The organism is Micromonospora sp. NPDC051006, assembly GCF_044456245.1.
GTDB lineage: Bacteria > Actinomycetota > Actinomycetes > Mycobacteriales > Micromonosporaceae > Micromonospora.
Window position 1 is genome coordinate 17,374 of the sequence record NZ_JBITFP010000033.1, and the last position, 21,858, is coordinate 39,231.

Sequence of the window (21,858 nt, forward strand, 5' to 3'; positions counted from 1 at the left end):
CGTGACCAGACCGGCACCCCTCGCCGGCGCCGGCCGGGTGGCCGGAGCGGCCGCGCTCATCGCCGTACTCACCGTGGTCAGCCGGCTCGCCGGCTTCGGCCGCACGGCCGTCTTCACCTGGACGCTGGCCGGCACCGACCTCGGCGGCACCTACGTGGTGGCGAACAACCTGCCGAACTTCATCTTCGAGATCGTCGCCGGGGGCGCGCTCGCCAGCCTCGTCGTACCGCTGCTGGCCGGCGCCGTCGAGGCGGGGGACCGGCGGGCCGTCGCCGCCACCACCGGGGCGCTGCTGACCTGGACGCTCAGCCTGCTCGTGCCGCTCGCCCTCGCGCTGGCCCTGCTCGCCCATCCACTGATCGGCCTGCTCGGCCCCGGCCTCAGCCCGGAGCAGCAGCAGGCCGGGGCCCGGATGCTGCTGCTGTTCGCCCCCCAACTGCCGCTCTACGGCGTCGGCATCGTGCTCACCGGGGTGCTCCAGGCGCACCGGCGGTTCGCCTGGCCGGTGATCGCCCCGTTGCTGTCCAGCATCACCGTGATCGCGGTCTACCTCGGCTTCACGGCGTGGCAGGGCCGGCTGGCCACGGTCGGCTCGGTGAACCCCGGCGGCGAGGTGCTGCTCGCCGGCGGCACCACGCTCGGCGTGGTGGTGCTCTCGCTGTCCCTCCTGATCCCGCTGCGCCGGCTGCGGCTGCGGCTGCGACCCGGCTACCGGTTCCCGGCCGACGCGCGGGCGCGGGTGGGCGCGCTCGCGGTCGCCGGTGTGGTGACCGTCACCGCGCAGCAGATCGCCCTGATCGTGGCCCTCAACCAGGTGACGTACGGGTCGAGGGCCAACCCGGGCGTCTACAACATCGCGCAGACCATCTACTTCCTGCCCTGGGCGGTGCTGGCCGTGCCGCTCGCCGTGGCCGCGTACCCGACGCTGGTGGCGGCGCGGGCGACCGGCGACGAGCGCACCTACCGGGAAACCCTCGCCCCGGCGGTACGCGGGGTCGTGCTCTTCAGCCTGCTCGGCGCGGCGGCGCTGGTCGGCACCGCCGGGCCGGTCGGGCACGCGTTCTTCGCCGACGACCCGCAGGTCGCCGCGACCGCCGCGGCGGCGGTCGCCGGCTTCGCTCCCGGCCTGCTCGGCTACGGCCTGTTCGCCATCCTCACCCGGGCCCTCTACGCCCGCGGCGAGACCCGCTCGGCGACCTTCGCCACCGCCGTCGGCTGGCTGGCCGTGCCCCTGCTCGCGCTCCTGCTCGGGCAGCTGCTGCCGCTGGCCGACCGGGTGCTGGCGGTGGCCCTGGCCACCTCCGGGGGAATGCTGCTCCTCGGCGGCCTGCTCGTCGCCGCGGTGCTGCGCTCCGCCGGCCGCGCCGCCCTGCTCGGCGTCGGCCGGGCCGGGGCCGCCGGCCTGCTCGCCGCCGCGGTCGCGGGGCTCGGCGGGGCGGGCACCGCACGCGCGCTCGCGAGCCTCGGCGACGGGACCCCGACCGCACCGTGGGCGCTCGCGCAGGGCATGCTGTCCGGTGTCGTGGTCGGTGCCCTGTTCCTCACCGTCGCCTGGCTGACCGACGCGCGGGACGTCCGACCGCTGCTCGCGGCCGTGACCCGCCGGCTCGGCCGCCGACGGCCGCCGACCGACCCGCAGGACGACCAGCGCCCCGGAAAGCGCGGCGACGGGAAGGAGACCGTTTCCTCATGACGGACGCCTCGTCGGCGCCGCGGTGGCCCGGCTCAGTGGCCCTGGTACTCGCCTCCAGCACCGGCGGGGTGGGGCAGCACGTCCGCTCCGTGGCCCGTGGGCTCACCGCGGCCGGCGCCACCGTCGTGGTCTGCGGGCCGGCGGCCACCCAGGAGCAGTTCGACTTCACCGCGGTCGGCGCGCGGTTCGAGCCGGTCGAGATCCCGGCCAGCCCCACGCCCGCCGACGCCCGCGCGGTCGCCGCACTGCGCCGCGTGCTGAATAGCACCGAGGTGGACGTGGTGCACGCGCACGGACTGCGGGCCGGCCTGGTCGCCGTGCTCGCCCGACCGGCCGCACCACTCGTGGTCACCTGGCACAACGCGGTGCTCGCCAGCGGGTTGCGTGGCGCCCTGTCCCGGCTGGCCGAACGGGTCGTCGCCCGCGGCGCCCGGGTCGCGCTCGGCGCCTCCGCCGACCTGGTCGACCGGGCCGCCGCACTCGGCGCCACCGACGCCCGGCTCGCCCCGGTGGCCGCGCCGACCCTGCCCGCCCCACGCCGCCGCCGCGCCGCCGTACGCGCCGAGTTCGGCGTGGACGCCGAGCGGCCACTGATCGTCTCGGTCGGCCGGCTGCACCCGCAGAAGCGCTACGACCTGCTGATCGACGCGGCCGCCCGGTGGCGTACCCGAACTCCGGCGCCGGTCGTGGTGATCGCCGGCAGCGGCCCGGCGTACCTGCCGCTGGCCGCCCGGATCTCCGCCGCCCGGGCGCCGGTGACCCTGCTCGGGCACCGCACCGACGTGGCGGAGCTGCTCACCGGCGCCGACCTGGCCGTGGTCACCAGCGACTGGGAGGCCCGCCAGCTCTTCGCCCAGGAGGCGCTGCGCGCCGGCGTACCGCTGGTGGCGACCTCGGTCGGCGGCCTGCCGGGCCTGGTCGGCGACGCCGCGGTGCTGGTGCCCCCCGGCGACGTGGACGCGCTCGACGCCGCCGTACGCGAACTCCTCGACGATCCTGAGCGCCGGGCGGCGCTGAGCCGGCTCGGCGCGCAGCGGGCGGCGACCTGGCCCACCGAGGCGGACACCGTCGCCGCGCTGAGCGGGCTCTACGCCGAACTGGCCGCGCAGCGCAGCGGCCCGACCGCCCCGGACGCGGGCGCACCGTCGACGGGACACCGGTGATGCTGCGCCGACTGGTCCCCGCCCTGCTCACCCTGATGGTGGTGGCGCTCGGCATCGCGGCGCTGGGCGCCCGGCCCGAGCACGGCGCGCCGCAGCGCACCGCCGACTTCGTCGTCCTCGCCGGGGTCGCCGGGCTGCGCTGGGAGGACGTGGACCCGCAGACCACCCCGACGCTGTGGCGGATGGCCGAGCGGGGTTCGATCGGTTCGCTGTCGGTGCGCTCCGCGCACCGGCCCACCTGCCCGGTGGACGGCTGGCTGACCGTGGGCGCCGGCAGCTTCGCGGCCTGGAACGGCAGCCGGCAGGCCGGCGGCTGCCCACCCGCCGCGGTGACGGTGGAGCAACCGGACGGCATCGGGGCGAACCTGCCCGAGCAGGAGGGCGTGGTCCAGTACAACCAGGAGCAGCTGCCCTGGGGAGCCATGCCCGGGTCACTGGCCGAGTCGGTGCGCTGCTCGGTGGCGGTCGGCCCCGGCGCCGCCGTCGCCGCCGCCCGCCCGTTCGGCCGGGTGGACCGCTACGCCTCGGCGTTGCCCGCCGACCCGGCCGGGCTGCTCGGCTCGTGCGTGCTCAGCATCGTCGACCTGGGCACGGTCGACGGCGTCTCGAAGACGGACCGGGCCGCGGCGGCCCGGGCGGCCGACGCGCAGCTGGCCCGGGTGCTCGCCGCCCGACCGCCGCGCTCGCTGGTGCTGGTGGCCGGGATCTCCGACACCGAGCAGCCGGCCCGGCTGCACGTGGCGGTCGCCGACGGCCCCGGCTGGGAGAAGGGCTGGCTGACCTCGGCCAGCACCGGCCGCGACGGATACCTGCAACTGGTCGACCTGGCGCCGACGGCGCTCGCCGCGCTGGGCCGGCCGATGCCCGACCGGCTCTTCCTCGGGCGCCCCGCGCTCGCCGTGGACGGCCGCCCCGCCGACCTGGCCGCCGCGATCGCCCAGCCGGCTGACGCCGACCGGGAGGCCGCCGCCCGGCGGAGCATCGTCGGCTGGTTCTTCACCCTGCTCGCCGCCGCCCAGATGCTGCTCGCCGTGGCGGTGCTGCCGCTGCTGCGCCGGGCCCGCCGCCACGCCGGCCCGTACGGGCCGAAGCCGGTCGCCCGGCGGGTGGTGGCGAGCGTGGAGCTGCTGCTCGTCGCCGCCGCGCTGGCCGTGCCGGCGGCGCTGCTCGCCGACGTGGTGCCCTGGTGGCGCACGGACCGGCCCGGCTGGGCCTTCGCCGCGGTGACCGCCCTGCTGGTGATCGCCGGCACTGCCGCGGTCCGGTTCGCCCCCGGGCACGCCAGCACCCTCGGGCCGCTCGGCGCGGTCGCCGGCCTGACCACGCTCACCATCGGCCTGGACGTGCTGACCGGCGCCCGGTTGCAGCTCAACGGGGTGGTCGGCTACTCCGCGCTGGAGGGCGGCCGGTACGCCGGGCTGGGCACCGTGGGGCTCGGGGTGTTCCTGGCCGGCGCGCTGCTGAGCGCGGGCTGGCTGGCCCAGCGGATGCAGCGGGGCTGGCGTCCGGCGGTCATGGTCGCCGTCGGCGGCGTCGCCGTGGTGATCGTCGGCAGCCCCTACCTGGGGGCGGACCCGATCGGCGCGATAGCGCTGACCGCCGGGCTGAGCGTCGCGGCGGCGATCAGCGCCGGAGGATGGCTGACGGTCAGCCGGCTGGCCTGGGCGGCGATGGCGGCGCTCGCGGTCACCATCGGCTTCGCGGTGCTCGACGTGCGCCGCCCGGCCGCGGAGCGGAGCAGCTTGGGCCGGTTCCTGGCCTCGATCGGCGACGGCACCGGCGGGCTCACCGTGCACCGCTCCAGCACGGCCAACTTCGACACCCTGGTCGACAGCCCGCTGACCGTGCTGGCCCTGGCCGGCGCGCTCCTGGTCTGGTTCGCGCTGCTGCAACCGTGGGGCGGGCTGATGCGGCTGTTCGGCATCTACCCGGCGATCCGGGCCGCGATGGCCGGCACCGCGGTCGCGGCGGTGATCGGCGGCGTCCTGAGCGGCTCGGCGCTGGACGTGGCCGGCGCCGCCGGCGCGCTGGTGGTGCCGATGGCCGCGCTGGCCTCGCTGCGGGTGCTCGACCACTCGACCGACCGGACCGTGCCCGGCGCCGGCCGCCCGCCCGCGGACGGCTCGGGCGTGGCCGGCGACGAAGGGCTCGGCGGCAGCGGTGAGGGTGGCTGCGGCGGCGGCGCGGACGACGGCCCGGCCGGCGGCGGCGGTCCGTCGGGCGGCTCGGCCCCGGTGACGCCGCCGGAGGACCCGGGCGCTGTGGCGCCGGACACGCAGACGCCGGCCACTCGGGCGCCGGACACCGAGCCAGGTACGCCGGAGGCGGATCGCGGCACCCCGGCCCCCCGTCAGGCCGATCGCTCGTCGCGCCAGGTCACGACGCCCTGACGGCGCGTCGTCAACCACCCGGGTCGGGGGCGTGACCTCGGTGCGGGATGCGAGTCACCCCCGGTGAGGTGTTACCGTGGAATCCCGTGGATCGCGTGATCACTTTGCTGATCGGCTCGGCGTTCTGCACGACCGCTACGGACGACACGGGAGCAGGCCTTGGCCCCTTCAGCACGGACGACCAGGCACATTTTCGTCACCGGGGGCGTGGCCTCCTCGCTGGGTAAGGGCCTCACCGCCTCCAGCCTCGGCAATCTGCTCACCGCGCGGGGTCTCCGCGTGGTCATGCAGAAGCTCGACCCCTACCTGAACGTCGACCCGGGGACGATGAACCCGTTCCAGCACGGCGAGGTCTTCGTCACCGAGGACGGCGCCGAGACCGACCTCGACGTCGGGCACTACGAGCGGTTCCTGGACCGGGCGCTCTCCGGCAAGGCGAACGTCACCACCGGGCAGATCTACTCCGACGTGATCGCCAAGGAGCGGCGCGGCGAGTACCTCGGCGACACGGTGCAGGTCATCCCGCACATCACCAACGAGATCAAGGCACGGATCCTCGGCATGGCCGACCCGGACGCCGACGGCCAGGTGCCGGACGTGGTGATCACCGAGGTCGGCGGCACGGTCGGCGACATCGAGTCGCTGCCGTTCCTGGAGGCGATCCGGCAGGTCCGCCACGACCTGGGTCGGGACAACTGCTTCTACCTGCACGTCTCGCTGGTGCCCTACCTGGCGCCCTCGGGGGAGCTGAAGACCAAGCCGACCCAGCACTCGGTGGCGCAGCTGCGCAGCATCGGTATCCAGCCGGACGCCATCGTCTGCCGCTCCGACCGGGAGATCCCGGAGAAGCTCAAGCACAAGCTCTCGCTCTACTGCGACGTGGACGCCGAGGCGGTGGTGGCTGCCCCGGACGCGCCGAGCATCTACGACATCCCCAAGGTGCTGCACCGCGAAGGGCTGGACGCGTACGTGGTGCGCCGGCTCGGCCTCTCCTTCCGTGACGTGGACTGGGGCAGCTGGGACGACCTGCTGGACCGGGTGCACCAGCCGCGGCACACGGTGACCGTCGCGGTGGTCGGCAAGTACGTCGACCTGCCCGACGCGTACCTGTCGGTCAGCGAGGCGATCCGGGCGGCCGGGTTCGGCCACCGGGCCCGGGTGAAGCTGCGCTGGGTGCCCAGCGACGAGTGCGTCACCCCGGCCGGCGCGGCGGCCGCCCTGGCCGGCGTCGACGGCATCCTGATCCCGGGCGGCTTCGGGGTGCGCGGCATCGAGGGCAAGATCGGCACCGCCCGGTACGCCCGCGAGAACGGCATCCCGCTGCTCGGCCTCTGCCTCGGCCTGCAGTGCATGACCATCGAGGTGGCCCGGCACCTGGCCGGCCTGGACGGGGCGAACTCGCTGGAGTTCGACGAGGAGGCCCGGCACCCGGTCATCGCCACCATGGCCGACCAGGAGGACATCGTCGCCGGCAAGGGCGACCTGGGCGGCACCATGCGGCTCGGCGCCTACCCGGCGAAGCTCGCCGAGGGCTCGCTGGTCGCCGAGGCGTATGGCAGCACCGAGGTCAGCGAGCGGCACCGGCACCGCTACGAGGTCAACAACGCCTACCGGGACGCGCTGACCAAGGCCGGGCTGCACATCTCCGGCACCTCGCCGGACGGGCGGCTGGTCGAGTTCGTCGAGCTGGACCGGAGCCTGCACCCGTTCTACGTGGCCACTCAGGCGCACCCGGAGCTGAAGAGCCGGCCCACCAGGCCGCACCCGCTCTTCGCCTCCTTCGTCAAGGCCGCGCTGGCCTACTCGCAGGCCGACCAGCTCCCGGTCGACCTGGACGCGCCGGACGCGGAGCAGGCGGCCCGCAACGGCGCCGCGGCCAAGGCGGCGTCCGCGTCGTGAGCGCCGTCGAGCACCGCTACGAGGTCCGGTCCCGGCAGCAGCGCTGGTCCGGCCGGATCTTCGACGTGGTCACCGAGGAGGTGAGCATGCCGGGCGGCGGCACGGGGCTGCGCGACATCGTCCGGCACGTCGGCGCGGTGGCGGTGGTGGCGCTGGACGACGCGGGTCAGGTGGTCCTGATCCGTCAGTACCGGCACCCGGTGGGGCGGCACCTCTGGGAGCTGCCCGCCGGGCTGATGGACGTCTCCGGCGAGGACCTGGCCGCCGCGGCGGCGCGCGAGCTGGCCGAGGAGGCGGACCTGACCGCCGGGCGGATGGACGTGCTGGTCGACCTGCACAGCTCACCCGGCTTCACCGACGAGCTGGTCCGGGTCTTCCTGGCCCGGGACCTGGCCGACGTGCCGGCCGAGCAGCGCCACGAGCGCCGCGACGAGGAGGCCGACCTCCAGGTGGTCCGGATCGGCCTGGACGAGGCGGTCGCCATGGTGCTGGCCGGCGAGATCACCAACGCCTCCTGCGTGGCCGGGCTGCTCGCCGCCGCCCGGGCCCGGGACACCGGCTGGTCGGTGCTGCGCCGGGCGGACGCGCCGCTGCCGCGCTGAGCCGCGGCGGCGTCGAGGAGGCGAGGACCGGGCTGCCGCCACGGCGGTGACCGGAGAAACGACGAGAAAGGGGCCGTGCGGCGTGCCGCACGGCCCCTCCGGTGTTGCCAGGTCAGTCGCGCAGCGGGCGACCCTGCCCGTCGACGCCGCCGTTCACCAGGATCAGAATGCCGTCGATGAAGCCCCAGAGGCCGCCGATGCCGCAGGTCACGACGGTCACGACGAGCTGCAGCACGCCGATCTTGGTGTGGCCCATGTAGAACCGGCCGACGCCGAACGAGCCGAGCACGATGCCGAGGATGCCCGCGACGACCTTGCTCTTGTCGGAAACGCCCTGGGGGTAGCCGGGCTGGTAAGGAGGAGTGGTCATGAGGCGACACCATATAGATCCACTGGCGTCCTGTCCGCAGCGGCACCCCGTGAGTGGGACGATAATGGACGAATACTGTCCTGACGGCTGAGGCGCCCTCCACCGCAGGCCCGGGCTCAAGCCTGACACTCCGTCAGGGCGTGCCGGCACCGGATGCCACTGTGCTGGCCCTCCCGGGCCGGCGGCGCGCCTAGACTGCCGCCGGCGGGACCGGTGGACCGCGTCGGCAAAGGGGCCGCCGCGCACCGAGCAGTCGGGGGAGCGCAGCCCCCTGAGAGAGGTGTCTGCATCGTGAAGGTCGGAATCCCCCGCGAGGTCAAGAACCACGAGTACCGCGTGGCGATCACGCCGGCGGGCGTCAACGAGTTCACCCGCAGCGGTCACCAGGTCTTCGTCGAGTCCGGCGCCGGGGTCGGGTCCAGCATCACCGACGACGACTTCGCCGCCGCTGGCGCGAAGATCCTGCCCACCGCCGACGAGGTCTGGGACGTCGCGGAGCTGGTGCTTAAGGTCAAGGAGCCGGTGGCCGAGGAGTACCACCGGATGCGCGAGGGACAGGTGCTCTTCACCTACCTGCACCTGGCCGCGTCCAAGGAGTGCACCGACGCGCTGGTCGACCGCAAGGTCACCGGCATCGCGTACGAGACCGTCGAGCTGCCCGACCGCTCGCTGCCGCTGCTCGCCCCGATGTCCGAGGTGGCCGGCCGGCTCGCCCCGCAGGTGGGCGCGCACCACATGCAGCGCCAGGGCGGCGGGCGCGGCATCCTGATGGGCGGCGTCTCCGGCGTCTACGCGGCCAAGACCGTGGTCATCGGCGCCGGTGTCTCCGGCATGAACGCCGCCGCCATCGCGCTCGGCCTGCAGGCCGAGGTGCTGCTCCTGGACAAGAACGTCGGGCGGCTGCGCCAGGCCGACGCCATCTACCGTGGCCACCTGCAGACGGTCGCCTCCAACGCGTACGAGATCGAGCGGGCCGTGCTCGACGCGGACCTGGTCATCGGCGCGGTGCTGGTGCCCGGCGCGAAGGCCCCGACGCTGATCTCCAACGAGCTGGTCTCCCGGATGAAGCCGGGCAGCGTGCTGGTGGACATCTCCATCGACCAGGGCGGCTGCTTCGAGGACTCCCGTCCCACCACGCACGCCGACCCGACCTACCAGGTGCACAACTCGATCTTCTACTGCGTGGCGAACATGCCCGGCGCGGTGCCGCACACCAGCACCTACGCGCTGACCAACGTCACGCTGCCGTACGCCCTGGAGCTGGCCAACCACGGCTGGCGCGAGGCGCTGCGCCGCGACCCGGCGCTGGCGCTGGGTCTGAACACCCACGCCGGGCAGGTCACCTACGGCCCGGTCGCCGAGGCGCACGGCATGGGCGTGCTCCCGCTGGCCGACGTGCTGGCCTGAGGGGCGGCGGGCTGACCGGAACGACGGACGGGGCCGGCGAGGGCGTGCAGCCCGCGCCGGCCCTGCGCCGTGCCGTGCGCGGCTATCTCGACCACCTGACAGTGGAGCGGGGACTCTCCGCGAACACCCTCGCCTCGTACCGCCGGGACCTGGACCGCTATCTCACGACCCTGGCCGACGCGGGCGTCACCGACCTCGCGTCGGTCGGCGCCGGCGTCGTCGAGTCGCACCTGGCCCGGCTGCGCGCCGGCGACGCCGAACACCCGCCGCTGGCCGTCTCCTCGGCCGCCCGGGCCGCCAGCGCGGTCCGCGGCCTGCACCGCTTCGCCCTGCGCGAGGGGTTGGCCGGCGCCGACCCGAGCCGGGACGTCCGCCCGCCGACCCCGCCGCGCCGGCTGCCCCGGGCCCTTCCACTCGACGACGTGGTCCGGTTGGTGGAGACGGCCGGGCCGATCACCGCGACCGGCGAGGCGGCGCCGCTCGCGCTGCGCGACCGGGCGCTGCTGGAGTTCCTGTACGGCACCGGAGCGCGGATCTCCGAAGCGGTCGGTGCCGCGGTGGACGATGTGGACCCGGCCGAGGGGACCGTGTTGCTGCACGGCAAGGGCGGGCGTACCCGCCTGGTCCCGATCGGCGGGTACGCGGTCGAGGCGCTGCGCGCCTACCTGGTCCGGGCCCGGCCCTCGCTGGCCGCCGCGGGCCGAGGCACCCCCGCGGTCTTCCTCAACGCCCGCGGCGGCGCGCTCTCCCGGCAGGGCGCCTGGGCGATCCTGCGCCGTGCGGCCCAGCGTGCCGGCCTGCCGGTCGAGGGCCCGGCCGCGGTCTCCCCGCACACACTGCGCCACTCCTACGCCACCCACCTGCTCGACGGCGGCGCGGACGTGCGGGTGGTGCAGGAGCTGCTCGGGCACGCCTCGGTGACCACCACCCAGGTCTACACGCTGGTCACCGTCGAGCGGCTGCGCGAGGTGTACGCCACCGCGCACCCCCGCGCCCTGGGCTGATCCGGCGCTGTCGTCGCCGGATCCGGGCGGTGGCCCACACCGGTGCGGGCGGCGCCGTCGGCTGATCCGGTGGGCGCCGGCCGACACGCCGAGCGGCTAGCGAACGGCCTGCTGGTCGGTGGCGTACAGTCGGCATCGGCGCGGACCTCCTGGGTGGTGAACCGGGGTGCGCAGCGGCGCCGCGAAGGACGTCGGACGGCTCCGACGCCGGGTGGTCGTCGGGAGGGGGCAACGAGGACATGGCTGGCAACGGTGACCGTGCCGAGACCTGGACGTCGGAGCTCCGCGAGCAGCAGGCCACGCTCGGCGCGGACCTGGGCCCCGCCGATCCGGCCGCCTACACGATGCGCAAGCCCATCCCCGAGCCGATGCCCACCGACCGGCACGGGCCGGCGCGGATCATCGCGATGGCGAACCAGAAGGGTGGCGTCGGCAAGACCACCACCACGATCAACCTGGGCGCGGCGCTCGCCGAATACGGCCGCAAGGTGCTGCTGGTCGACTTCGACCCGCAGGGCGCGCTCTCGGTCGGGCTGGGGGTCAACCCGCACAACCTCGACCTGTCGGTCTACAACCTGCTGATGCAGGACGACGTCACCGCCGAGGACGTCCTGATCAAGACCGACGTGGCCGGGCTGCACCTGCTGCCGGCCAACATCGACCTCTCCGCCGCCGAGATCCAGCTGGTCAACGAGGTCGCCCGGGAGATGGCCCTGGCCCGGGTGCTGCGCTCGGTGCGCAAGGAGTACGACTACATCCTGATCGACTGCCAGCCGTCGCTGGGCCTGCTGGCCATCAACGCGCTGACCGTCGCGCACGGCGTGCTCATCCCGCTGGAGTGCGAGTTCTTCAGCCTGCGCGGGGTGGCGCTGCTGCTGGACACCATCGACAAGGTCCGCGAGCGGCTCAACTTCGACCTGGAGCTCGAGGGAATCCTCGCCACCATGTACGACAGCCGCACCACCCACTGCCGGCAGGTGCTCCAGCGGGTGGTGGAGGCGTTCGGCGACAAGGTCTACCAGACCGTGATCACGAAGACGGTCAAGTTCCCAGAGTCCACCGTCGCCGGTGCCCCGATCACCACGCTCGATCCGGCCTCGTCCGGCGCCCGCAACTACCGCCAGCTGGCCCGCGAGGTGATCGCCGCGCAGGCCGAGCGGTAGGCCCGGGTGCCCCGTCGCGCCCGCCGTCGCGGCCCGTCGACTACGGTCGTGCGGTGACCGCCCCGCCCCTCGACCCGCCCGCCGCGCCCGAGCAGTCGCTCCCCGCGCGCGCCACCGGCCCCGCCGGGGCCGGCGCGACGGCGGACGCGGGGACTGACGGGGGCGGGACCGACGCCCAGGAGCAGGCCGGCGAGCCCGACGCGACACCGCAGGACGGCGGCGGTTTCACCGTCCGGCTGGCGAACTTCACCGGCCCGTTCGACCTGCTGCTCCAGCTGATCGGCAAGCACAAACTGGACGTCACCGAGGTGGCGTTGCACCGGGTCACTGACGAGTTCATCGCCTACATCCGGGCGATGGGCGACCAGTGGGACCTGGACGAGGCGAGCGAGTTCCTGCTCATCGCCGCCACCCTGCTGGATCTGAAGGCCGCCCGGCTGCTGCCCGCGGCCGAGGTCGAGGACGAGGAGGACCTCGCCCTGCTGGAGGCGCGGGACCTGCTCTTCGCCCGGCTGTTGCAGTACAAGGCGTACAAGGAGGCCGCCGCGCACATCGCCGAGTTGGAGGCGGTCGGCGGTCGGCGCTACCCCCGCGCGGTCACCCTGGAACCCCGCTACGCCGAGGCGCTGCCCGACCTGGTCCTCGGCATCGGCCCGCAGCGGCTGCTCAAACTCGCGATCAAGGCGCTGACCCCGAAGCCGGTGCCCGAGGTCTCCATCGCCCACGTGCACATGGTCCGGGTCAGCGTCCGGGAACACGCCGCGATCATCACCGAGCGGCTGCGCCGGGCCGGCACCGCCACCTTCTCGCTGCTCTGCGCCGACTGCGAGGCGACCCTCGAGGTGGTGGCCCGGTTCCTGGCGCTGCTGGAGCTCTACCGGGAAGGTCTGGTCGCCTTTATGCAGGAGCAGGCGCTGGACGAGCTGACCGTGCGTTGGACCGGCCCCGCCGACGGCGGCACCGACCTGCACATCGACGAGTACGCCGGCACCCCGGCCGAACCCGACGCCGAGCCGGCGACCCCCGGGACGCCGCCGGACGACGCCGCCGCCGAGGAGTCGGGCGGCACCGTGCCCGGGGCGGCGGCATCCCCGGACGCCGGGACGAGCGAGGAGTGACCGCGATGAGCAACGAGGAGCGCCCCGACTCCCTGGCCGACCAGGCCGCCGCCTGGGTGCCACCCTGGGAGCGCCCCGCCTCGCCGCCGGCCGACGCTCCCGCAGATCTTGGTACCGGGCCGCTAAAGGGGCCGGAATCCGCCAAGATCTCGCAGGACCCCGACCCCGAGGCGACAGACGTCGGCGAGATCCCGGGGGAGCCCGGGGGAGAGCGGCCCGAGACAGAGCCGGCTGCCGCACCGCGGCCCGAGGCGGAGCCGGCCGCGACCGAGCAGGCCGAGGTGGGGCAGGTCACGTCCGAGCCGGTCGCGCCCGAGCCGGTCGCGTCCGAGCAGGCGGAGGCGGGCCGAGCCGACGACACCCCGGCCGTACCGGTCCGACAGGGGACCGGGCGGCGGCGGCCGGCGCCGGTGCCGGAGCCCGCGCCGGTGCTCGACGACGCCGAACTGCGCGGGGCGCTGGAGGCGATTCTGCTGGTGGTGGACGAGCCGGTCAGCGAGCTGACCCTGGCCCAGGTGCTGGAACAGTCGCCCGAGCGGGTCGGCGCGATGCTGGACGACATTTCCGCCGGCTACACCGCCGCCGGGCACGGCTTCGAGCTGCGCCGGGCCGCCGGTGGCTGGCGTCTCTACACCCGCCCGGAATACGCCAGCTATGTCGAGCGCTTCGTCTTGGAGGGGCAGTCGGTCCGGCTGACCCAGGCCGCGCTCGAGACCCTCGCGGTGGTCGCCTACAAGCAGCCGGTGACCCGGTCGCGGATCTCCGCGATCCGGGGCGTCAACTGCGACGGGGTGATCCGTACCCTGGTCACTCGCGGACTGGTGGAAGAGTGCGGCACCGAAGCGGAGAGCGGCGCGTTCCTCTACCGGACCACCACCCTGTTCTTGGAGAAGCTGGGGTTGAACACGGTCGACGAGCTACCGCCGCTCGCGCCGTTCCTCCCCGACGATGTGGAAGAGCTGACCGATGCGACGCGATGACCGCACCCCCCGACCCGACGCCCCCGCTCCCGACGGGGCCGAGCGCCTGCAGAAGGTGCTCGCCGCCGCCGGCGTCGGCTCCCGGCGTGCCTGCGAGGACCTGATCTTCCGGCGGCGGGTGACCGTGGACGGGCGGGTCGCGCAGCTCGGTGACAAGGTCGACCCGGCCACAGCGGTGATCCACGTCGACGGTGAGCGGCTGGTCGCCGACACCACCCTGGTGTACCTGGCGATGAACAAGCCACGCGGTGTGGTGTCGACCATGGCCGACGAGAAGGGCCGCACGGCCCTGGCCGACTTCATCGGCAACCGGGTCGAGCAGCGGGTCTACCACGTCGGTCGGCTCGACGCGGACAGCGAGGGCCTGCTGCTGCTCACCAACGACGGCAACCTGGCGCACCGGCTGATGCACCCCTCCTACGGGATGCCCAAGACGTACCTCTGTGAGGTTGCCGGTCCGATTCCCCGTAACCTCGGCAAGCGGCTGATGGCCGGCGTCGAGCTGGAGGACGGCCCGGTGAGCGTCGACGCGTTCAAGGTGGTGGACACGCTGGGACGGACCGCCCAGGTGGAGCTGACCCTGCACGAGGGACGCAAACACATCGTCCGGCGACTGCTGGCCGAGGTCGGCCACCCGGTCTCCCGGCTGATCCGTACCTCGATCGGGCCGATCCGCCTCGGTGACTTGCGCGCCGGGCGGACCCGGCGGCTCACCAACGCCGAAGTCGCCGCCCTGTTCAAGGCGGTGGGTGACTGACCCCGTCGGACGGGGGTACGGCTGCCGGTAGGCTCGCAGCGGCCGGGCGACGGCCGCGCCGGTGGCGCGGGTCGCGCCCGGCGGCGTCGCGCGCGCCCCGTTGGGGGCGGCGGGCATCATTGACGAGGGACATCCGCTTGCGGCGCCGGAAGGCCGGCGATCCGTGAGGTACGGGCTGAGGAGGACGACGGTGGAGGAAAACGTACGGGCCGGGCGATGCGTGGTCGCTGTGGACGGGCCGTCCGGTTCGGGGAAGTCCACCGTCTCGCGGCGGCTGGCCGCCGGCATCGGTGCCCGCTACCTGGACACCGGGGCGATGTACCGGGCGATCACCTGGGCGGTGCTGCGCTCCGGCGTCGACCTGACCGACGCCGAGGCGGTGGCCAAGGTCGCCGGTGAGGTGGACCTGCGCATCGGCACCGACCCCCAGGGGTACGGGGTGACCGCCGACGGCGTCAGCGTGGACGCGGAGATCCGCGGGCCCGAGGTGACCGGGTCGGTCTCCGCCGTGGCCGCGGTGCCCGCGGTGCGGGCGCTGCTGGTCGCCCGCCAGCAGGAGATGATCCTCAACGCCGGCCGGATCGTGGTCGAGGGCCGGGACATCGGTGCCGTGGTGGCGCCGGATGCCGACCTGAAGGTCTACCTGACCGCCTCCGAGCTGGCCCGAGCGGCCCGGCGCAGCGCCGAGGACGCCGCCGACGCGGCGGCCACTGCCGCCGACCTGGCCCGCCGGGACCGGCTCGACTCGACCCGTAAGGTCTCGCCGTTGCAGCAGGCCGCGGACGCGGTCGTGCTGGACACCACCGAGCTGGGCATCGACGAGGTCGTCCAGCAGCTGCGCGACCTGCTCACCGAACGGGGAGTGGCATGACCGAGCCTGGTGGTTGGGTCGAGTTGCGCGAGCCCGACGTGGAGGTTGAGGAGCAGTCCGGTCCGCAGCCGGTGGTGGCCGTGGTCGGCCGGCCCAACGTGGGCAAGTCGACGCTGGTCAACCGGATCATCGGCCGCCGGCAGGCGGTCGTCGAGGACGTCCCCGGGGTGACCCGGGACCGGGTGCCGTACGACGCGCAGTGGTCCGGCCGGGCGTTCACCGTGGTGGACACCGGCGGCTGGGAGCCGGACGCCAAGGACCGGGCGGCGGCGATCGCCGCGCAGGCCGAGGCGGCGGTGGTCACTGCGGACGTGGTGCTCTTCGTGGTCGACGCGGTGATCGGTTCGACCGATGTGGACGAGGCCGCGGTGAAGATGCTGCGACGCAGCGCCAAGCCGGTCATCCTGGTGGCGAACAAGGCCGACAACACCGCGATCGAGATGGAGGCCACCTCCCTCTGGTCGCTCGGCCTGGGCGAGCCGCACCCGGTGTCGGCGCTGCACGGCCGGGGTTCCGGCGAGCTGCTCGACGCGATCCTGGACGCGCTGCCGGACGCGCCGCCGATCGTGGAGAACCGGCCGCGCGGGCCGCGCCGGGTGGCGCTGGTCGGCCGGCCGAACGTGGGCAAGTCCAGCCTGCTCAACCGGTTCTCCGGTGAGGAGCGGGCGGTCGTCGACTCGGTCGCCGGCACCACCGTCGACCCGGTCGACAGCCTGGTGCAGATCGGCGGGGAGACCTGGCACCTGGTGGACACCGCCGGCCTGCGCAAGCGGGTCGGCAAGGCCAGCGGCACCGAGTACTACGCCAGCCTGCGCACCGCCGCGGCGATCGAGGCCGCCGAGGTGGCCGTGGTGCTGCTCGACGCCAGCGAGCCGATCAGCGAGCAGGACCAGCGGATCCTGTCCATGGTGACCGAGGCCGGCCGGGCCCTGGTGATCGCCTTCAACAAGTGGGACATGGTCGACGCCGACCGTCGGTACTACCTGGACAAGGAGATCGACCGGGAGCTGCGCCGCATCCCCTGGGCGCTCCGGCTCAACCTGTCGGCGATGACCGGCCGGGCGGTGGACAAGCTGGCTCCGGCGCTGCGCAAGGCCCTCGCCAGCTGGGAGACCCGGGTACCGACCGCGCAGCTCAACCAGTGGCTGACTGCGCTGGTGCAGGCCACCCCGCACCCGGTGCGGGGCGGTCGGGCGCCGCGGATCCTCTTCGCCACCCAGGCCGGGGTGGCGCCGCCGCGCTTCGTGCTCTTCACCACCGGGCCGATCGACGCCGGCTACCAGCGCTTCGTCGAGCGCAAGCTGCGCGAGGAGTTCGGCTTCGAGGGCAGCCCGATCGAGATCTCGGTACGCCCACGCAAGAAGCTCGGTCCCGGCGGCCGAGGCAAGGCACACGGCTGATCGATCCTCAGAGGGGCCGGGTGGGGCTTTCCCACCCGGCCCTTCTGCATTGCCAGTCACCCCACCCTCCTAGGACGCTTTAGAGGTGGTGAGGTGTCGCATTGGGCCCGGTGCGGCGCCGCGCCGACCGGCGGGACGAGTGGGGCCTGTGCGGACGAGGGGGAGATGCTGCGCTAAGCTGTACCGGCTGTCGCGGGGAGATCGCGCGGGAGCATCGGGACGTGGCGCAGCTTGGTAGCGCACTTGACTGGGGGTCAAGGGGTCGTCGGTTCGAATCCGGCCGTCCCGACGCAGGTCAGAGGCCATTCGGGATCTTCCGGATGGCCATTTCTGATCTTGTACAGCAGCGAAGTAGCAACGGCTCATTAATCGAGGCTTTCGCCGAGCCTCCGCAGGGCTTCGCGGGTCGTCTTGGACGAGACCGGGCTTAGATCTCCATCGTGATCGAGAAGTCCGCGTGCCGCAGGATCGCCTTCGCGACCCGGGGGTTCACGTCCAGGTCGACCAGCAGTGAACCGCAGGTGCGTCGGGCATCCTGAAGGGTGATCTTTCGGATACCGGCACGGGCGATGCGGCCGTCGTAGGAGCGGCTGAAGTTGCGTGGTTCGACCGGCAGTCCATAGCGGGTCGTGAAGATCATGCCGGTGTCGTTCCAGACGTCGCCGGCTCTCTCTCGTGCGGCCTCCTGTTGTCGTTAGCGGTGCCGCAGTGCGGTGATGCAGATGGCCGGCAGCGGTAGGGGAGCGTCGGATTCTTCGGTCTTGGTGGCTCGGTGCAGCAGCTGGCCGCGCTGGCGCGGCACCTTCTCGCCGCGCCCAGCGCCGTTACCGCTCGAATCTTCGCGATGCCGATAGGACAGGTCATCCCGTGAAGCCGCAGCAGCACCGTCGCCCCCGGTGTCGGCCACGCCTTGACACAAGCGTCGGTCGACGGGCGACGATCATCCCCGGGCTTCGCGCCACGGCTTGAAGCGGCGAACCTCCTGGGGCCAGCCGCACGCTTCCGCGATCTTCCCGGCCCACATCCTGGCCGTCTCCTCGTCGGGCACGTCCACGATGGTCAGCCCGCCCAGGAATTCCTTGGTCTCGACGTAGGGCCCGTCGGTGAAGATCACCGCACCGCTTGTGGCGTCGGCGCTGAAGACCGGACCGTCCTCTTCCTCCAGCCCGCCGGCGAAGACGTAGGCTCCGGCGGCCTTGATCTCATCAACGACCGCACTGGAGAGTGGACCGCGCCCGCGGAACCATTCCTCGGTGTGGTCACCCACCCACTGCTGGTTGAAGTAGATGAGGTACTGGGGCATGTCCGCTCCCTCTGTTCGTCCGGACCCGGTGTCCGTCTCTACATACGCTACGAACGGCATCCGACAGGTCCGACGCCATCGGGCTGGAAAATCTGCCCGAGCCGCGGCTAGCCGTCGCTCTCACTTCGGCTAGAAGCGGATGCCAGAGACACCAACGTGGTGGACGGCCGGCGTCACAGGCCGTGTCCGGCATGCTCAAGGCCGGGCAGGCGGGGCCGACGCGATCGACGGCATCCTGGCCGCGCCCGAATCCCGGCGGGCCCGCGCGTGACGGGCGGCTGCTAGCGGTCACCTCGGCGCGCGGGGCCGCCGTAGAGATGGACACGGTTGTCGACATCGCGGTCCGGTTCGCCGCTCAGAAACCGGTCGCGTGCGACCTCGCCGTTGCTGACATGGACCACCCAGTCCTCGTAGTACCAGCTGGGGTCGCACGCGCAGTCGGTGAACCGGAACCGGAAGTTGGCTCTGTACCGGCCGACCTGCCCGTGCGTGAGGGTGAACAGTCGGGTCGACACTCCCGTCCGGGGAAACGCAGCCCTGCCGGGCAGGCGCTCGACGGTTACCGCCGAGCCGTCGAAGGTGAGCCATAGGGTGAGGCTGCGGGCGATGCTCACGCCGCCAGTCAGTACGTCGGCGCGTGGTGCGTAGCTGGCGGCCTCATCAGCCAGGACGTCATGGACCACAACATCGCCTGTCGGCAGCGGCGCAGGCAGTATCAACGGGCGGTTGAGTCCTCGACGGGCGTCGGCCTGTGGCGCGCCGCGCCCAGCCGCGCTCCATCGCACGCGCACCCGCTGGATGACGATCACCCCCAAACCATGGCTCACGGGCTGCACGCCGCGCCAGCCGGTATTCCCTTCTGCCGCTCCGGGCGGGCTGCCTTCATTGCCGCTGGTTGGTACAGCTCCGGGGCGACGGAGCGCTTCAGTAGCCCGAGCGGTCACGCCTCGGACCCGGGATTGCCGGGCGTCTCCCGCCCGATCGGCGAGGCGGATTCCTCGAGCGGCCGCTGTCGGCTTTGTAACGCGTCGAGCAGTGCGATAAGGGCCAGCACTCCGGCCACCACGCTCAGTCCGACCATCGGCGACCACTGGGCCAACGCCGCCGTGATCAGCAGCAGGACCACCAAGCCGATCATCCGTGACCCGGAGAGCCGGCCGAAGATCTCGTACTCCAGCCGCACCCGGGCGACGAGGAAGAGCGCCGGACCGCCCACCACGAACAGAAGCCACGTCGGCCGCGGCGGCCCGAACGGATGGGCGATCACCAGCTCGTAGCCGACGGCGGTGACGAGCACGCTGAACACGATCAACGCATGCGTCCGACCCGACGCCGTACCCAACTGACCGGGCATACGCGCCCGACCCAGCGCCTCGTGCAGCAACCGACCGGCGCGGTGAAAGTAGATCCGCCACAGCAGCGCGCTGGTGGTGAACGCGACCGTGAAGGCGGCGGCGCGCTGCGCGGAGTAGTCCGCACCGCTGAAGACGACGCCGATGACCAAGATCGTCTCACCGAGCGCGATGAGGAAAATCTGCTGGTGACGTTCGCCCAGATGCTCCCCGGCGATTCGCCACTGACCGATCGCCGCGGCCCCGAGCCGCGGCAGCGGCCAGCCCAGAGCCCAGGCGAGGTAGTCCACGGCAAGCGCGGCAGCCCACAGCGGCAGGCGAAGGTGGTCGGGGCCCAACGCGCCGACCAGCCAGATCGGCGCGGAAACCGCTGCCCATGCGGCGAGGCGAAACGGCACCAGCCGTCGTGGATGGCCACGCAGCGCGGCAGCGACCACCAGCGGCCGCACGACCATCACCATCAGGTACGCGACCGTGAACGGCAAGGCCCGTTCCTCCATGGCGCGCGGCAGCGTCACCGCCATCACCAGGGCGGCGAACATGGTGCCGACCACGACCGCCTGAATGATCGACCGCTCGGGCTCGTAGCGACTGGTGATCCAGGTGGTGTGCGACCAGATCAACCAGAGCGCCAGGAACAGCAGCAGGGTGCGACCGAGCCCGGCAACGAGCGTCCAGCCGGTGTCGCTGCCGAGGTCGGCGAACCGTTGCGAGACGCGGGTGAGGGCGACAACGAAGGCCAGGTCGAAGAAGAGCTCCAGGAACGTGGCGCGCCCCGAACTCGTCGCAGAGCGCAGCAGCCCGGCACCGCGTCCCGCCACCATCGTCCGCCCCCGTCCGCCCCTGTGGCAGCAACGAGTCGGCCGCCGTCAGGGTTGCGTCGGCCCCTGCCGGTGCTCCCGTCGCCCTCACCCGCCCGGTCGAGCGATACTCGGCTCGCTGTCAGCGGCCGTACGCCTCCAGCAGGCGCAACCAGACCTCGCTGACCGTCGGGAACGCGGGAACGGCGTGCCACAGCCGATCCAGCGGCACCTCGCCGACGACCGCGATCGTCGCCGCATGCAGCAGTTCCGCGACGTCGGGACCGACGAGCGTGAAGCCGACGATCACCTGCCGGTCCTCGTCGACGACCATCCGGGCGTGCCCCTGGTATCCCTCGGCGTGCAGAGCGGATCCCGCGACCGCGGCCAGGTCGTAGTCGACGACCCGGATCCGCAGCCCGACGGCCTCGGCGGCGGCCGCGGTCAGCCCCACCGACGCGACCTCCGGGTCGGTGAAGACGACCTGCGGCACGGCACGCTCGTCGGCAGTGGCGACGTGCCGGCCCCACCGACCGTCCTCGACCGCTTCGCCCTTGGCGCGCGCCACGATGACGTCGCCCACTGCGCGAGCCTGGTACTTGCCCTGGTGAGTCAGCAGTACGCGCCGGTTGACGTCACCGGCGGCGTACAGCCATCCGTCGCCGATCAACGCTCCGTCCTCGTCGAGGACCCGCAACGTGTCGTCGACCGTGAGCCACGCGCCGGGCTTCAGGCCGATCTTGTCGAGGCCGACGTCCTGTGTGTTCGGCGTACGGCCGGTCGCGACCAGGAGTTCGTCGGCTTCGACCTGCTCGCCGTCGGTGAGCGTGATGTGCACGGTGCCGTCGCCGTCCCGGTTCACCGACGCGGCCTCGGCACCGAGCCTCACGGACACACCGGCTTCCCGCAACGACTGCGTGACCCGCTCGCCGACGAACGGCTCCGCCAGGTGCAGCAGACCGTCACGGGCCAGCACCGTCACCCTGGATCCGAGACTCGCGTACGCGGTCGCCATCTCCGACGCCACCACGCCACCACCGATGACGGCGAGCCGACCGGGAATTTCGGTCGCGGCGGCCGCCTCCCGGCTGGTCCAGGGTGCCGCCTGGCGGATACCGGTGAGGGCCGGGATCAGCGCGCTGCTTCCGGTCGCGACGACTACCGCATGCCGGGCGGTGAGCGAGATGCTCGGGCCGTCCTCGCCGCTCCACACCTCGACTACCCGGTCGGAGCTGATCCGTCCCTGGCCGCGATACAGCGCGATCCCGGCCGAGTCGAGCCAGGACACCTGGCCGTCGTCAGACCAGTTCGAGGCGAAGGAGTCGCGACGGCGCAGCACGGCGGCGGCGTCCAGGTCGCCCGTTACCGCCTCACGCGCGCCGGGCAGCCGACGTGCCGCCCGGAGCGCGGTCGCGCTGCGCAGCAACGCCTTGGTCGGCATGCAGGCCCAGTACGAGCACTCACCACCGACCAGTTCCCGCTCGACGATGGCCGCGGTCAGGCCGCCCTGCACGATCCGATCGGCGACGTTCTCTCCGACCGGTCCAGCGCCGATCACGACGACGTCATAGGTAGCGCTTTCCATG

At 73.3% G+C, this 21,858-nt stretch carries 18 protein-coding genes, 1 tRNA gene and 1 pseudogene; 14 read left to right on the plus strand and 6 right to left on the minus strand.

Annotated features, from left to right (window positions below; all coding sequences use genetic code 11):
• Position 1: 1 nt before the first annotated feature.
• From murJ to ACIBBA_RS31280, 5 genes are all read left to right on the plus strand, one after another.
• Positions 2-1,693, plus strand: coding sequence for a murein biosynthesis integral membrane protein MurJ (gene murJ / locus ACIBBA_RS31260; RefSeq protein WP_396702239.1), 1,692 nt, complete (start codon positions 2-4; stop codon positions 1,691-1,693).
• A complete protein-coding gene (locus tag ACIBBA_RS31265) occupies positions 1,690-2,856 on the plus strand; it encodes a glycosyltransferase family 4 protein (RefSeq protein WP_396702142.1) in 1,167 nt (388 codons plus the stop codon). The genes murJ and ACIBBA_RS31265 overlap by 4 nt, the downstream gene beginning before the upstream one ends.
• A complete protein-coding gene (locus ACIBBA_RS31270) occupies positions 2,856-5,246 on the plus strand; it encodes a hypothetical protein (protein ID WP_396702144.1) in 2,391 nt (796 codons plus the stop codon). Before ACIBBA_RS31265 ends, ACIBBA_RS31270 begins: the two co-directional genes overlap by 1 nt.
• A 159-nt stretch (positions 5,247-5,405) precedes the next feature.
• Positions 5,406-7,145: a CTP synthase gene (locus ACIBBA_RS31275; protein ID WP_396702146.1), complete on the plus strand. Its 1,740-nt coding sequence runs from the start codon at positions 5,406-5,408 to the stop codon at positions 7,143-7,145.
• Positions 7,142-7,747: an NUDIX domain-containing protein gene (locus ACIBBA_RS31280; protein WP_396702148.1), complete on the plus strand. Its 606-nt coding sequence runs from the start codon at positions 7,142-7,144 to the stop codon at positions 7,745-7,747. The genes ACIBBA_RS31275 and ACIBBA_RS31280 overlap by 4 nt, the downstream gene beginning before the upstream one ends.
• A 112-nt stretch (positions 7,748-7,859) precedes the next feature.
• On the opposite strand, the gene ACIBBA_RS31285 is transcribed toward ACIBBA_RS31280, so the two are convergent.
• The gene (locus ACIBBA_RS31285; RefSeq protein WP_396702150.1) at positions 7,860-8,237 is read right to left on the minus strand and encodes a TM2 domain-containing protein; all 378 of its coding nucleotides are present in this window, start codon (positions 8,235-8,237) and stop codon (positions 7,860-7,862) included.
• Between the two features lie 171 nt (positions 8,238-8,408).
• Between ACIBBA_RS31285 and ald the strand changes: the two genes are divergently transcribed.
• From ald to ACIBBA_RS31330, 9 genes are all read left to right on the plus strand, one after another.
• Positions 8,409-9,524 (plus strand): alanine dehydrogenase, encoded by a 1,116-nt coding sequence (gene ald / locus ACIBBA_RS31290; RefSeq protein ID WP_350874540.1) that lies wholly within the window; start codon positions 8,409-8,411, stop codon positions 9,522-9,524.
• 11 nt (positions 9,525-9,535) lie between these two features.
• Positions 9,536-10,528: a site-specific tyrosine recombinase XerD gene (locus tag ACIBBA_RS31295; RefSeq protein WP_396702241.1), complete on the plus strand. Its 993-nt coding sequence runs from the start codon at positions 9,536-9,538 to the stop codon at positions 10,526-10,528.
• Between the two features lie 239 nt (positions 10,529-10,767).
• Positions 10,768-11,691 (plus strand): ParA family protein, encoded by a 924-nt coding sequence (locus ACIBBA_RS31300; RefSeq protein WP_121397670.1) that lies wholly within the window; start codon positions 10,768-10,770, stop codon positions 11,689-11,691.
• 53 nt (positions 11,692-11,744) lie between these two features.
• On the plus strand, positions 11,745-12,809 hold the full coding sequence (locus ACIBBA_RS31305; protein ID WP_396702153.1) for a segregation and condensation protein A: 1,065 nt from the start codon (positions 11,745-11,747) through the stop codon (positions 12,807-12,809).
• Positions 12,810-12,814: 5 nt separating this feature from the next.
• On the plus strand, positions 12,815-13,789 hold the full coding sequence (scpB, locus tag ACIBBA_RS31310; protein ID WP_396702155.1) for an SMC-Scp complex subunit ScpB: 975 nt from the start codon (positions 12,815-12,817) through the stop codon (positions 13,787-13,789).
• On the plus strand, positions 13,776-14,546 hold the full coding sequence (locus ACIBBA_RS31315) for a pseudouridine synthase (RefSeq protein ID WP_350874544.1): 771 nt from the start codon (positions 13,776-13,778) through the stop codon (positions 14,544-14,546). Before scpB ends, ACIBBA_RS31315 begins: the two co-directional genes overlap by 14 nt.
• A gap of 190 nt (positions 14,547-14,736) precedes the next feature.
• Positions 14,737-15,417 (plus strand): (d)CMP kinase, encoded by a 681-nt coding sequence (gene cmk / locus ACIBBA_RS31320; RefSeq protein WP_396702158.1) that lies wholly within the window; start codon positions 14,737-14,739, stop codon positions 15,415-15,417.
• On the plus strand, positions 15,414-16,817 hold the full coding sequence (gene der / locus ACIBBA_RS31325) for a ribosome biogenesis GTPase Der (protein ID WP_396702160.1): 1,404 nt from the start codon (positions 15,414-15,416) through the stop codon (positions 16,815-16,817). Before cmk ends, der begins: the two co-directional genes overlap by 4 nt.
• 215 nt (positions 16,818-17,032) lie before the next feature.
• A tRNA-Pro gene (locus ACIBBA_RS31330) sits at positions 17,033-17,106 on the plus strand.
• Positions 17,107-17,182: 76 nt separating this feature from the next.
• Here ACIBBA_RS31330 and ACIBBA_RS31335 read toward each other — a convergent pair.
• From ACIBBA_RS31335 to ACIBBA_RS31355, 5 genes and pseudogenes are all read right to left on the minus strand, one after another.
• Positions 17,183-17,613, minus strand: a pseudogene (locus ACIBBA_RS31335) (site-specific integrase); the annotation flags it as partial.
• Positions 17,614-17,757: 144 nt separating this feature from the next.
• Entirely contained in the window at positions 17,758-18,120 is a 363-nt protein-coding gene (locus ACIBBA_RS31340; protein WP_396702162.1) for a YciI family protein, read from the minus strand.
• A 281-nt stretch (positions 18,121-18,401) separates the two neighbouring features.
• Positions 18,402-18,929 carry a hypothetical protein gene (locus ACIBBA_RS31345; RefSeq protein WP_396702164.1) on the minus strand — a complete coding sequence of 176 codons (528 nt, stop codon included), beginning with the start codon at positions 18,927-18,929 and terminating at the stop codon, positions 18,402-18,404.
• 131 nt (positions 18,930-19,060) lie between these two features.
• On the minus strand, positions 19,061-20,296 hold the full coding sequence (locus tag ACIBBA_RS31350) for a low temperature requirement protein A (protein ID WP_396702166.1): 1,236 nt from the start codon (positions 20,294-20,296) through the stop codon (positions 19,061-19,063).
• 118 nt (positions 20,297-20,414) lie between these two features.
• Complete coding sequence (locus tag ACIBBA_RS31355) at positions 20,415-21,857, minus strand: dihydrolipoyl dehydrogenase family protein (protein WP_396702168.1); 1,443 nt, start codon at positions 21,855-21,857, stop codon at positions 20,415-20,417.
• Position 21,858 lies beyond the last annotated feature (1 nt).